The sequence below is a fragment of the Collimonas sp. genome, assembly GCF_035566375.1.
GTDB lineage: Bacteria > Pseudomonadota > Gammaproteobacteria > Burkholderiales > Burkholderiaceae_D > Collimonas.
Map to the genome: position 1 here is coordinate 21,223 of NZ_DATMRK010000048.1, position 13,627 is coordinate 34,849.

The 13,627-nt window shown below is 56.5% G+C and carries 9 protein-coding genes; 2 read left to right on the forward strand and 7 right to left on the reverse strand.

The annotated features are described in order from the left end of the window. Positions 1 to 312: 312 nt before the first annotated feature. From VNZ60_RS16220 to VNZ60_RS16245, 6 genes are all read right to left on the reverse strand, one after another. Positions 313 to 1,551 (reverse strand): ABC transporter substrate-binding protein, encoded by a 1,239-nt coding sequence (locus VNZ60_RS16220; protein ID WP_325660885.1) that lies wholly within the window; start codon positions 1,549 to 1,551, stop codon positions 313 to 315. Between the two features lie 97 nt (positions 1,552 to 1,648). Then, positions 1,649 to 2,800: an ABC transporter ATP-binding protein gene (locus VNZ60_RS16225; RefSeq protein WP_325660887.1), complete on the reverse strand. Its 1,152-nt coding sequence runs from the start codon at positions 2,798 to 2,800 to the stop codon at positions 1,649 to 1,651. A gap of 149 nt (positions 2,801 to 2,949) precedes the next feature. Next, positions 2,950 to 4,794: a hypothetical protein gene (locus tag VNZ60_RS16230; protein WP_325660889.1), complete on the reverse strand. Its 1,845-nt coding sequence runs from the start codon at positions 4,792 to 4,794 to the stop codon at positions 2,950 to 2,952. A 98-nt stretch (positions 4,795 to 4,892) separates the two neighbouring features. Continuing rightward, positions 4,893 to 5,933, reverse strand: a complete 1,041-nt coding sequence (locus VNZ60_RS16235; protein ID WP_325660891.1) for a LacI family DNA-binding transcriptional regulator — start codon at positions 5,931 to 5,933, stop codon at positions 4,893 to 4,895. Between the two features lie 272 nt (positions 5,934 to 6,205). Next, the gene (locus tag VNZ60_RS16240; protein ID WP_325660920.1) at positions 6,206 to 7,621 is read right to left on the reverse strand and encodes an alginate export family protein; all 1,416 of its coding nucleotides are present in this window, start codon (positions 7,619 to 7,621) and stop codon (positions 6,206 to 6,208) included. 10 nt (positions 7,622 to 7,631) lie between these two features. Then, complete coding sequence (locus tag VNZ60_RS16245) at positions 7,632 to 8,558, reverse strand: glyoxalase (RefSeq protein WP_325660892.1); 927 nt, start codon at positions 8,556 to 8,558, stop codon at positions 7,632 to 7,634. 486 nt (positions 8,559 to 9,044) lie between these two features. Here VNZ60_RS16245 and VNZ60_RS16250 point away from each other — a divergent pair, with 486 nt between their 5' ends. After that, positions 9,045 to 10,019 (forward strand): alpha/beta fold hydrolase, encoded by a 975-nt coding sequence (locus VNZ60_RS16250; RefSeq protein ID WP_325660894.1) that lies wholly within the window; start codon positions 9,045 to 9,047, stop codon positions 10,017 to 10,019. 90 nt (positions 10,020 to 10,109) lie between these two features. Here VNZ60_RS16250 and VNZ60_RS16255 read toward each other — a convergent pair whose 3' ends face one another. Next, positions 10,110 to 11,027, reverse strand: coding sequence for a LysR family transcriptional regulator (locus tag VNZ60_RS16255; RefSeq protein ID WP_325660896.1), 918 nt, complete (start codon positions 11,025 to 11,027; stop codon positions 10,110 to 10,112). Between the two features lie 599 nt (positions 11,028 to 11,626). Here VNZ60_RS16255 and VNZ60_RS16260 point away from each other — a divergent pair. Beyond that, positions 11,627 to 13,627: an ATP-binding protein gene (locus tag VNZ60_RS16260; protein ID WP_325660898.1), complete on the forward strand. Its 2,001-nt coding sequence runs from the start codon at positions 11,627 to 11,629 to the stop codon at positions 13,625 to 13,627.

Below are 13,627 nucleotides of genomic sequence, written 5' to 3' on the forward strand. Positions count from 1 at the left end.
ACTGAGCTAACTGGGGTCAGAGTGAACTTTCTGCGCGCCTTTTGCAGAAACTTCACTCTGACCCCACTTAGCGGGCCACGGAGCAGCTGCCTCATCGTTAAGAAAGAACAAAGCCGCGTGGTGTGCTTTGTCTTTCTCCGAATCCGTCATGTGGGGTCAGAGTCAAGTTTCGCGATGAAGCGCTGCGAAAGTTGACTCTGACCCCAGATGACTCTTGCCGGGGCGATGTCATGACTTATGGAAGTCTCAATAAAAAACAGAGTCAAACACGGCGGTAATCGCCGCCGTGTTGCTTTTCCGGCGATTGTTTTTTTACTTGTAGACGCTTTGACGCACCTGCTCCAGGCGCTCCAATACTTTCTGGCGGGACTCTGGTTTCAGCATGTAGCGCTGGAATCCATCCATGCCCGCCTTGGCCATTTCCGCCGGCGCGTCGCGGTCGTAATACTGCGAGAGGCCGCTAGCGTTCTTCAGCAGATCAAAGCCTGCTTTCAGATAAGGATCGGTCGGCTCGCTGGCTTTGATGTTGACCGGCAGCTCTTCAAGTATCTGGCTTACCCTGGTCTGCACATCGGGACGCGCCATGTACGTCAGCAAGCGTCTTGCATCTACCTTGTTCTTTGCTTGCGCAGGAATATGAACGGATTCGATCGGTGCTTCTTCCGCCATCGCCAGGCCCGGGGTGATAGCAGGGAATTGCATGAAACCCAAGGTGCTTTCAGTGAGGCCGGCAGCTTTCATTGGCGCTACCGCGAAATTGCCCATGAGGTACATGGCGGCCTCCCCTTTGACCATCGCCGGCACCGCCTCTTCCCAGGTATATGAGGCGTGATTCGGCAAGAAATAGCCAGGCTTGACCAGCTCGTCCCAACGATCAAACACGGCGTTCACGCGTTTGTCGGTATAGGGCACCTTGCCGTTGGTCAGATCCATATGAAATTGATAGCCGTTGGCGCGCAGATTGAGATAATCGAACCAGGCCGCCGTGGTCCAGGTCTGCTTGGTGCCGATGGCAAACGGCGTGACGCCGTTCTGCTTGAGTTTGGCGCTGGCGTCGAGCAATTCCTTCCAGGTCTTGGGTGGTGTGATGTTCAGCTTCGCAAATATATCCTTGCGATAGTAGATGCCCCACTGGTAATACAGATAGGGAATGCCCCATTTCTTGCCGTTGATGGTCATCGCGCTGGCGGCTGGCTTGAGGGCCTCGTCCAAGCCTTGTTTAGCCCACAGATCAGAGACGTCCTCGAACAAGCCGGCGTCGACGAAAGGCGCCATCCGGTGCCCCGGATACCAATTCACCACATCCGGCGGATTGGCGGTGAGGAAGTTGCGGATCGAGGTTTTGTAGCCTTCATGATCGAAGGTATTGAGCTTCACTTCGACATCGGGATTTTCGGTTTTGAAACCTTTGATGATGGAGTCAAGGGCCGCCTTGGCGGCGGGATCCGATGCATCCGAATTGATGACGAGCGTGCCGGCGCTCGCAGATAAGGCGGTTGCTGCAAACAGCAGCGGCAAGAGTTTCACTAACAATGTCGAACAAGTTCTCATTACAGTCTCCTTTTTATTTTTTCGAATCATCGCGTCATTTCGACGCAGTTTTTTGGAAAGTCTCCCCTTCCATTTCCAACCGCCCGGACCAGCAGCGTTATGCAGCGAGTGGAAGCAATATGTCGCTAGCGTCGACGCAGCGCGGCAGCGCATCGCCCTCAGCGTCGAAGACATGCAAAGCGGAGCTGGGCACCGCCATCGGGACGCGCTGACCGGGATCGGCATGCGTATTGCCGGGCACCTTGACGATCCAGGGCGCGTGCTCCTCACCGCTACGCAGGTAGAGGTAAGTTGCATCTCCCAGCCGTTCTTGCCATTGCACTTCGCGTATCAGGTGCTGGCTGCCGTTGCCGGCGCTTGCGTCTTCGGGGCGGATGCCCAGCGTCACTGGCGCGCCGATTGGCACGCGGCGGGCGTCCACCTGCGCCTCCAGAATCTCTCCGGTCGCGAGAATTACCTGCGCCAGTCTCTCGCTGGCGGCGATCAGTCTGGCCGGAATGAAATTCATTTTCGGCGAGCCGATAAAGCCGGCCACAAAAAGATTCCTGGGGCGGTGATACAGCTCAAGTGGCGCGCCGCATTGGGCGATGCTACCGGCTTGCGCAACCGCGCTGCCCGAATTCAACAGCACGATGCGGTCGGCCAGGGTCATCGCCTCGACCTGATCGTGGGTGACATAAACGGTGGACGCCCTGCCGATTTCTCGGTGTATCTTGGCGATTTCATAGCGTGTCTGCACGCGCAACACTGCATCCAGATTGGACAGAGGCTCATCAAACAAAAATACGCCCGGTTCGCGCACAATGGCGCGGCCGATTGCCACCCGCTGACGCTGGCCACCGGACAGGGCTTTGGGAAGGCGCGCCAGCAGATGCTCCAGTTGCAGAATACGCGCCGCGCTGACGACCTTTTCCCGGACCACTGCCTTGTCGACCTTCGCCAGGGTCAGGCCGAATGCCATGTTTTCGTAAACTGTCATGTGCGGAAACAGCGCGTAACTCTGGAACACCATCGCCACACCGCGCTGCGCTGCCGGCACTTCATTCATTTTCCGGTCGCCGATGAATAGCTCGCCGCTGCCGATGTCTTCGAGGCCGGCGATCATCCGCAACAACGTGGATTTGCCGCAACCGGAAGCGCCGACAAACACGCAGAACTCTCCTTGCGCAATATTCAGATCCACGTTGCGGATGACCGCTTCGTGCTTGCCATAGGCTTTGGATACGCCCTTCAGGGTGATGCTTGCCATATTCTTGTCTCCACATGTGCAGCAGGATGCGCTGCGCGTCATGCGCATGTAATTATTGTGGTCAGGATGGCGCCGGCGCCGGGGCAAATGCTTGCCGCGGCACCAGCGCCCAAAGGGCTGATTGCGTTGCTTCGGTAATGCTCTGCCGATTACTGAATGGCAGTCACCGTCATGCTGGTGACGGTGTAATTGGGATCGTTGGCGTAGAGATAGATGCCGCCATTATCGCCATTGCAGGTATATGTGCGATTGCTGCCGTCCCAGACAAGATTGTAGGTATTAGTCTGAGTCACGTTATTTGCGTAGGTAGTAAACACACTGCAGTGACTGCCGTAATTTGATTTGAAACGTGGCAGCCAATGCACCCCGAAGCCGCTCTGGGCATACGGATCTTTTGCGTAATCGAGCGTGATCGCCGGCCGGCCGGTGGCGGCGTCCAGTGCTTGCTTGACCCCTACGTGCACGGTGTAGTTGCCGGTATGGATCGGAATGTTGCTGACCTTAACGTAGTCCCCGCTCCTGAATGTGGACGGCAGATTCTCGGCAAGCGTGACAAGGTTGTTGGTGGATGCATTGAAATCCAGCCCGAGAACTTTTGTAATGGTGTCCGATATCATCGCAAAACTGACTTCGGGATAAGTTGTGTTACCGCCTGACACCTGCCATGCAGCCAATCTGCTTAGCCACTTCCAGGCTAAATCGGGTTTATTCGCGTTGTAAAAAGCAGTAGGCAGATAGGTATGCGATTCGACGCCGGGTGAGTTGAGCCCGTTTGTCACGTGATCCTGCGCATTTTTGGCTTGATACAGACTTTCGGCCTGGCTGTCGACATAGACCGCCTGGTTCGCCAGCGCATTCGCGTCGGTGATGATGCCCTTATACAAAGGGAACAGATTCGGCTCTTCTGCGTATTGGTCAAAGTAAGTCAGATTGCTGAAATCCGAGCTTGAGCTGGTGGTAGCCCTGGTTCGGGCGACTGCAAAATGACCGGTGCCGTTGACGTTGTTCCAGTACGAATTGAAATACGACGAAAGCTTGTTGAATTTGGCCGCCATATCCGTGCTGTCGGTGCTGGCTTTCAACGCCGGGTAATTCGACACATTTCTATAGTAGGCAATTTCGCTTGCCGCCATATCGCCGCCAATCACGATGTCAAACTGCACCCCGGAGTTGGCGGGGAATTCATTGTAGGTCCCGTCCTCGCCGCGATCGCGTCTTGCTATTCTGAAGCCGTCGTGCACGTTATCGCCGTTGAGATTGCCGCTTATATATTTCCCGTTCTGGGTATTTGAAAAATTGTTATTGATGTTACTGATGTAGTTCTGGAACGCGCTGCCGAGATAGCGCGCGTCGCCGGTGAGGCGGTACATGTTCGCGATGTTTTCGCCGATCTCGAAAGGTGCCGGCGATTCGTCTCTTTGCTCATATCTTCTGCCGTCCAGCCCGATTGCCCAATACGGCGCCGTGACGATGTCGGTTGAGCTGATGACATCATCATGATGTTGCGTGACAAAATTGTAGGCCATCTGATAGTTCTGCTCATACATCCCGAGATAATATGCGCCGATTGCGTGATGCACGTAATCTCTTGAATAGTAGGCACAGCGATTGAAAAGCCCCGCGAAGTACCCGGTTTTCATCGTCGCCTGAGAGCACTGAGTGGGATCTTCGGGATAGTTAGGCCTTATCGACGCCCAGTTTCCCAAAGTGGCCAGGAAATTGTAATTCGCGTTTGTAAAATCCATCTTGCGTGCTTCCGCAACCGCTTGATTGAAACCACCGACCAAGCCCGCGGCTACGCTGCTGGAGCTTGCCGTCAGTTCCTGGGCAGCGGCGCTGCCGCCATAGAAAATACCGCTGATCGCCAGAGCCAGTAGCAGGCCTTTTTTCTGGAAACTCGAACTGCGTTGCGGCTGCAAGCCAGCCATCATTGTGGTGCGATGATGACGACCTTGGTTACCATGTTTCTTGAGTTTTGCTGCGCCTTTGTTCATGATTCCGTCTCCTGTTTTTTTTGAGGAAAAACCAATAGGTCAATATGGAACACAACTAAAACGATGGATGCAATACACTTTCTTGATACAACTGCTCGTCAACCTGTGGCGCTGCCGCAAGAGCGCCGCACAATCAATGGCACGGCGTCGCGCATATGGGTCTTCTCCGGCGGCTCGCCGGCGATTGCCCGCAGCAGTATGGAAGCGGCATCGCTGCCGTCCTTGAATGGTTCGGTCCGCATGGTAGTCAGGGGCGGCGCCGCAAAGGCTGCCAGCGGGATATCGTCGTAGCCGACTACCGCGACGTCTTCCGGGATACGCAGGCCCGCATCGCGCAACGCAGCCATGGCGCCGAACGCGATCGTGTCGTTGCCGGCAAACAGCGCGGTGATACCTGGTGCGCGGGACAGCATGTTGCGCATCGCGTCATAGCCGCTTTGCGCGCTGTAGTTGCCATACGCGATCCATGCGGGATTGATATCGGCGCCGAACGCTTGCATCGCATCGTGAAATCCGCGCAGGCGTTCGCGTGGAATTTGATTTTCGTCCGATGCGTAACCGAGATGGGCAATCTGCCGGTGTCCGAGCGCAAGCAGGTGGTTGGTGGCGCGTCGCGCGGCGTCACGGTTGTCGGCATCGATACTGCAGACGCCCTGGTGTTCAGACAGATTCGAACCAAACACCACCAGCGGAAATGCGTTACTGGCCAGTTCACACAAATAGGCGTCGTCGATTCCGCGCGGGTTGAGGACAATCAGTCCATCGACGCGCCTGCTGTCGACCAGATCCGCAAATACGCCCGGCCGGCTGGTTTCTTCGACTGGCTCAAACAAGACCTTGTATCCGCTCGCATGGCAGGTCAGGTTAATTCCAGCCAGAAAGCGCGGCAGGTAAGCGTCAATATCGATGTTGATGTGGTCGCGATGCGGCATGACCAGGGCGACAGTCCTGGTTGCCCCGCTGGCAAGCGATCGAGCGATCGCATTGGCTACATAGCCGAGTTGCCGGGCGGCGGTCAAGACGCGCTCCCGCGTCTCCTGGCTGATACCCATCCCGGGCACATCGTTGAGAACGAAGGAAACCGTCGTGCGCGACACGCCAGCGAGCTTTGCCACCTGATTGCTTGTTACGTGACTCATTGTCTTTGACCTGGAATTTAGTTACTAACACGTGTTAGTAACGCTTTAAAAAAAAGGACTTTCTAAATGTCCATTACTACAACCTGCATTGACGATTTCGACCTGTTCAGCGATCACTAGATAAATCTTCGCATCTACTAACGTGCTTTAGATAATAGATAGTCAAATCAGCCGCGTCAAGTTTTTTTTAGTTAAATTTGAGTGAGCTTGGATGCGCACCGAAAACTGATCGTCATCCAGCCGTCCTCCCTCGGCAAGCGCCGCAACTTAACTCACCATCCGAACTTCAGCTCCACTCCTAAGTAGTCCCCATTTCTGCCGCCCGCCTGGCGGATCGTATCGCCCACTTGGAAATGCACCGCTTCCACAGAGGCGACCAGGTTCGGGTTAATGCTCCAGTCGGCACGCAGCTGCCCGTACGCACCGGTCCAACGGTCGCCGCGGCCGGCGGTCCCTGGCACGGCGGCGGAACCTTGTGCATAGACTGCGTCGGCTGTGGTCGCCCGCCATTGCAGGCCGAGCGCGGCCAGTACCGTCAGTGTGCTGGACGGACGGATGGTAAGCGATGGTTTGACATGAATCAGATTGCTGTATCCGGTAAAGCCCGCCAGCGTGAAATAGTAGCCATTCGGGAAAAGCGGACTGAAAGTGCCGACCTGGCCGTCGCCCGGATGACGGTCGCCCGATGCCATGTCCAATTGCAGGCCGAGACGAGGTTTCCATGCCCGGTCTGCAAACGTGTAGCCACCCAAAGAGCCAAGCGCCCAGGCCGAGATGGTTTTGCTGCCGACTCGCCCCCCCTGCCCCATGATCTCGACATCCCAGTCGATGCGGTCGGTGTTGATGGCGTAACGCACGTCGACAACGTCACGCCGCTCGTCACCGCTTGCATCGAGGAATTTCGCGCCGTCGCGGCTGTAGCGGGAATAGTAGGCGGAAAGATCCCCCGGACCAACGTGCTTGCGCTCCAGGCGTATTCCGTTGAAGGTCAGGCGGCTGTTCGAGGTGTCGTCAAAGTCAGTGGCGGCGCGGTTTTGCACCGGACGGGTGAGGTAGCCTATGGTCCGCCACTGGCCGCTTTCCCAATCAGCCCACAGGGCATCGAAGGCCTGGCGCACGTTCGGCCCATCGCGGACCGATACGAAGCGCTGCAGGTCGAATGCCATTTCCTGACGCCCGACGCGCGCCTTGAAGGTGCCGCTAGCGTGCTGTCCGGTAACAGTGACGAATGCCTGCTCCACATCCAGCTGGTCCTTGTCCACAGGGCTGACCGCATCCTTGCGGAAAGGCCGTGCATCCTCAAGCTGCAGGAAGGCCTGCACATGCTCGCCCAGGCGCAGATCGCCATGCAGCTGGGCGCGCTGCAAGACATAGGTTGCCGGACGTCCGCCCCCTATGCCGAAGAGCGCAGAATTATTGACTTCCATGCGCTCGCGCAAGCCGGCGCCGAACGACAGATAGGAAATCCCATCGTCGGACAGCGCTACGTACTTCAATTGGTCAAACGGCTTTCTCGGCAGGCAGGGATCCGCCAGCACTCCCCAATCCTCGTGCCAGCGATTGAAATTGATGACCGGCCTTTGAACCGCGCAGGCCCCAGCATCTTGCGCAAACGCGTCGTGCAGCGGAACGCAGCCTGCGATCAAGAGCAGCAAACAGTGCCGGCCGAAGCCGACACTCGTCAGCATGGACAACAGATTACTTCGCCGCATCGTGAATCTCTGCTACATAGCCTCCTGGGAATTGCACCACGGCGCTATTGCCCTCATTGGTCTTGTAAGATGGCGCGAGCAGCTTGACGCCATTGGCCTCTGCCTTTGTCAGCGTTGCAGCCAAGTCCTTGACCTCATAGCCGGTCATTTCGCGACCGAACGGGTAAGGCAGTTTGCCATCCGTGGCGAACACGACCATCTTGCCGAAACCGGAGCTGATCCGGATGCGTCGGATCTTGTCGGCGGGACGGCCGATCTCGCCGCCGTCCGCCTGCCGCTCGTCGGAGACGATTTTCCCATGCGAGAACCTGATAAATTGCTGCATGAATTTATCGGCCGCCAGGCGCGATACGTAGACGCGGTTTTCCGGGATGGATTCCAGCGGCGCGTAGGACGGCGCCTTAGTATGCCAATACAGCTGCATCTTGACGCCGCCGGCCCACTGGATCAGTACGTCCTTGCCGATCGGATCGTCGAACGGCTCGACCGTGAGATCGGCGCCGGCAGCCACTGCAGCTTTTGTCGCCGCGGCCATATCCGTCACCAGGTAGCCGCTGCGCTCTTCGCCGAAGCCGTAGGGAAGCGGCGTCTGGAAGGCGAATACCGAGAGCATGCCGACCGGCGTCTGGATGTATTGGGATGCCGTCTTGCTCGGAGTCGGCGTGACGGTGAAGACGGCGCGCGGCGACGCCTGGCCGCCGAATGTAGCGACGAAACTATTGACGAAAGCGTCGATCGTGTCGCCGGATACATAGACATGGGTGGTGTCGTATTGCGGCCCGACAGCTACGCTCGCGGTCGCAGCTTCATTCTTGAACGTATTTTTTGCCGAAAGCGGCAGAGTGAAGCTGCAGACTACGGCGCCAACAAGGCTGACAGCGATGAAACGACGACAAATTGGAAAAATTCGCATGGATGAATTCCTTTAGCTGGAAATTTGAATGGATGCGCGAACATCAGTTGCCCGAACTAGCGTAAATAACTCTGCATTGATGATAGAAGTCGGATTCGCTCAAGCATTGCGGAAGGCCATACTGGAAACCGATTTACCTTGAAATCTTCCGGGCCGCGGCGCCCAGCAACGTTTCAATCGAAAACAAAGTTTGCATGCCTGAGTTTATCGCTCAGGGCAATTTTTATCCCCTGCCAAAAGGCCGGTATCGGACAGACGATTAGTGACTTTTTATCGTGATGAGCGCTGAAGCGATGTCTAGTTTTCCCCGGATTCAAAAGAAGCTCAGAAAATGAAGAGCGTCAGGATCAAGACGTTCGCCCTGATCCGCTTACTGGTCTTTTGGCAGTATCAGGACACGCTGCGGCTAACTAAACTTCTCAAGGCTTATCCAAGCGCCCACGGTATCTCTGGTACCTCTATCGTTCACCAAGAAAGGCCAATATCATGTCAAAGAAAATCGAACGCGAAGAAGTTAGCTCACGCCGCAAATTGCTGGTCTCCGCTGCAGGTGTTGCTGCCGGCGCCGTGCTGGCATCTTCCAGCGCCGCCGCTGCTTCCGCCGTATCAACATCCGGCGCAGGAGCCGAAAAACGTACAATCAATTCGATCACCACCAAAGACGGCACCCTGATTCATTTCAAGGACTGGGGAACAGGTCCGGTTGTGGTTTTCAGCCATGGCTGGCCATTGCAGGGCGACGCCTGGGAAGATCAAATGATGTTCTTGGCCAGCAACGGCTACCGGGTGATTGCACACGATCGTCGCGGGCATGGACTGTCTAGCCAGCCATGGAGCGGCAACGACATGGACACGTATGCCGACGATCTGGCGACACTGATGGACACCTTGGATCTTAAGGGTGCAACCATGGTCGGCCATTCCACCGGCGGCGGCGAAGTGGCGCGTTACATCGGACGCCATGGCAGCAAGCGCGTCGCCAAGGCTGTGCTGGTGGGCGCCGTACCTCCGCAAATGGTGAAATCTGCCAACAATCCTGACGGTTTGCCGATGTCCGTGTTCGACGGCATCCGCAGCGGGGTGCTGGCCGACCGTTCGCAATTCTTCAAGGACTTGACGATACCGTTCTACGGTTACAACCGTCCTGGCTCCAAGCCATCCCAAGGCGTGCGCGACACATTCTGGGCGCAAGGCATGCAATGCGGGATTAAAAATGCCTACGATTGCATCAAGCAATTTTCGGAAACCGACTTCACCGAAGATTTAAAGAAGATGGATATGCCAACGCTGATCGTGCATGGCAGCGATGACCAGATCGTGCCGATCGACACCTCCGGCAAGGCCGCGGCCAAAATCGTCAAAAATGCGAAGCTGATTATCTATGAAGGCGCACCGCACGGCCTGCCGACCACGCACAAGGATAAATTGAATGCAGATTTGCTGGCATTCTTGAAATCCTAAGCGATGCCTGGCCGGCGCAGTCGTTTAGGCGGCGCCGGCCAGGCAGGACATCATGCCGGGCAATGTACCGACTCGAGCGCGCCATGCTGCTTACTTCGGCTCGTTGAAATCGATGTGATCACGGAATATCTGTTCCACCCAATCGGCGAACAAGCGAAGCTTGGGCACATTTTTCCGATTTTGCGGGTACAGCAGCGATACCGGCCTGGGTACTGGCAGCCACTGAGAGAGGACTTCCACCAATTCGCCGCGGTCCAGATATTCCCGCACCTGGTAGCGCGCAGGCTGCATCAGGCCAAGGCCCTGCAGGCCGCAAGTGACATGGGCATCGGCATCGTTCACAGATACGATGCCCGACATCTCGACTTTGACGACCTTGCCCTCCACCTGGAAATCCCAGTCGAACGCCCGTCCTGTCCTGCCGGAACAATGTGTCACCATGCGATGCTGCCGCAGTTCTTCAATCGTGCGCGGAGTGCCGTAACGTTTCAGGTAGGAAGGCGAGGCACAGGTAACAAACTGCATGCTGCCAATCTGCCTGCCGACCAGCGAGGAGTCTTGCAAGCTGCCGACGCGCAAGGCGCAGTCGACGCCTTCCTGGGTCATGTCAACCAGGCGGTCAGTGAGACTCATGACCAGTTCCAGATCTGGATAGGCATCATAGAACTCGGCAATGCGAGGCAGCACCACGTGGCGCCCGACCGCCCCCGGCATATCGAGACGCAGCTTGCCCTTAGGTCCTTTCTGGCCGTGGTCGCGAAAACTGTTTTCCAAATCTTCGATGGTGGCCAGGATCTGGGTGCATTTTTCAAAGTACTCGGCGCCATCCGGTGTCAGCGACAAACGGCGGGTAGATCTTTGCAAGAGCCTGGTGCCAAGAAAAGCCTCCAGGTTTTGCAGTGTCGAAGTCAATGAAGCACGTTGCAGATTCAATGTCTCAGCTGCCTTCGAAAAGCTGTTTGCCTCCACAATCCGCACGAAGGTTTGCATGGCTTTCAAGCGATCCAAGAAGCTCTCCTCAATATTGTTCAATTAAATCATACAGTATAGATGGGGAAAACCAGAACAATCTTTACCCGGATTTTCCCTAGAATGGCGCAAGGGAAGAGCTCTCCAGCGCGGATAACCAACCCGGCACAAAGATCAGTATCAATACCCCTTTCGTATAGACGACAATCCCGCCTCGCGTAGCATAATCCCAGCACTCCCTGATGCTTCTGTCACGGAGCGGATTCTGACCTTACTTATAGAATTTAAAATATAGCGATGACTACGAGCAGGAGCGTATACCGTCAAGAGTTTGCTCACCTATATCATGGCAAACAGATGGCATGGCATCAATCGATATGAGGAAGCACTGAATCGCGAATGCTGTACTAGAGGCTCTGCCAGCATCGGGCAAGCGACGCACGATTACCCGAAACAAGGTAAAGCACACCACATGCAACCAAATTGAATCGTACAAACGCATGAATGCCATAATGACCAGCCGTCCAGCGATCGACCTGTCGGCATCGAAACTGACGCCGCTGCACGCGCATCGCATGATCGTATTGCATCGGGCAAGAGGTATCGCGGGCGCCGGCATGAATAGCGCACTGGTAGCCATGGCTGCCAGCCCTGCCCAGAACCCGGCAGCGCAACAGCTGCTGGAACGCGAGTTCGATCTGCGCATACGCCTGCATTCCAATTGGGCCCTGCCGCCGCTGTCTCTGCAAACCTACGACCAGGGACTGGCACTTGTTTTCCCCGATCCAGGAGGCGTATCACTATGCAGCCTCCCAAAAGGAAGGCTCGACATCGGTGACTTCTTGTCCATTGCACTGGCCCTCACGGCAGCAGTAGACGACATGCATTCCAGCGGCATGCTGCACCTGGCTTTGCATCCCTCCAGCATTGTTCTGGCACACAATCGGCGTGTTTATTTAACGGGCTTTGGCAAAGCCAACTATTTAAGTAAAACGCCGAGAGGATTCGAATGCGCCAGCAACGTCTTCCCTATCCGCGCCACCTCGGACCAGCGCACGATTTTTCACGGGATGGACGGCCACGGCGACGACTTGCATGCGTTGGGTGCAATACTCTACGAGCTGCTGAACGGCGAGCCGCCATTCTCGCGAGCTGACGATTTTGACCCGCTGCGTTTACCCAGCGGCAGCGGCGCCGGCGCCAGCCCAGATTTACGGGAACGCCTGTCCACGATCACGCTGAAACTTCTCGGCAGGCGCAACGGCGAATGCTACCAAAGCGCCAAATCCGCATTGACTGATCTTATAGACTGCCGGGGCGAATGGCGCAAAGTCGGCAAGGCAGCTTCCTGCTTATCCTTGCCTGGTGCAGATGTACATGAATTGGCGCCAACACAAAATGCACTCTCGCGCGAGAACGCCGATTTATCCCGGCAACTGCAGATAGAAAGGGAAAGGCGCAGAAACGCCGAAGACGCGTTGGAAGCCAGCAAGGCGTCGATCAACATCGCGCGGCTGCTTACCCGGGCCGGCACATGGCGATGGAATGTAGCAAGCGGGGAACTCAGCTGCTGCGAAGAGCTGGTTCGCCTGCTCGACTTTAATCCTGCCCCCCATACCGCCACCTTTGAAGAATTCATGGCGCGCGTTCATTGCGAAGACAGAACGCGGGTAGAAAGAGAGCTCTACGAAGCGCTGAGCACGCACAAGAGCCTGCAGCATGAATTTCGCATTACTCTCGCTCACGGCAGCCTGCGCCACCTGCGCAGCGCCGGCCAGGTGAAAGTCAATCGCGCCGGCAGACTGGAGTTTGACGGTTCGCTCATGGATATCAGTCATGAGAAACGTTCGGATGAAGCTCTGCGCCAGGTACAGGGCGAGCTTGCACGTGTAGCACGGATATCCGCAATGGGGCAGTTTGCCGCATCGATGGCGCACGATGTCAGTCAACCGCTGGCGGCCATCGTGCTCAATGCAGAGGCAGGGCTCTGCTGGCTGCGGCAACAGCCGGCACAACTGGCTCAGCTAGAAGATGCCTTGAAGCAGATACGCGAGGCCGGCCAGTCCGCAGGAAACATGATCCGAAGCATCAGGCGGATGGCTTGCAAATCCGGACCTGAATTTGCTCCCGTCACCGTGGACGATGCTATCCGGGAGGTATTGCAGCTGTTTCGCGCCGAATTGCAAAATCGTAAAATCAAGGTCTGTTCTGAGCTTACGCTCTGCGCACACTTGCTCAACGCCGATCGCGCACAATTGCAGCAGGTCATCATGAATCTGTTGCTGAACGCGATCGACGCCATGAGCGGCATCGAAAACAGAACGCGCTTGCTGTATGTCCGTTCTGCCATCATGGACAAGTCGGGCACTGTGCGGCTTAGCATCGAGGACAATGGAACCGGCATCGAGGCCAACTCAGCCGACCGCCTGTTCGATCCGCTGTTTTCCACCAAGCCCGACGGCATGGGCATGGGACTTGCCATCTGCCGCTCGATCGTCGAAGCCCACGGCGGACGGATCTGGTGCACATCGCGGCAACCGAACGGCACTTCATTCCATATCACTTTCCCCGCAGACGGCGCACGGCTTGGTGCGCCAGACCATCAGCACATTCTCGATTCTGAAAAGAAAGCGACGTGA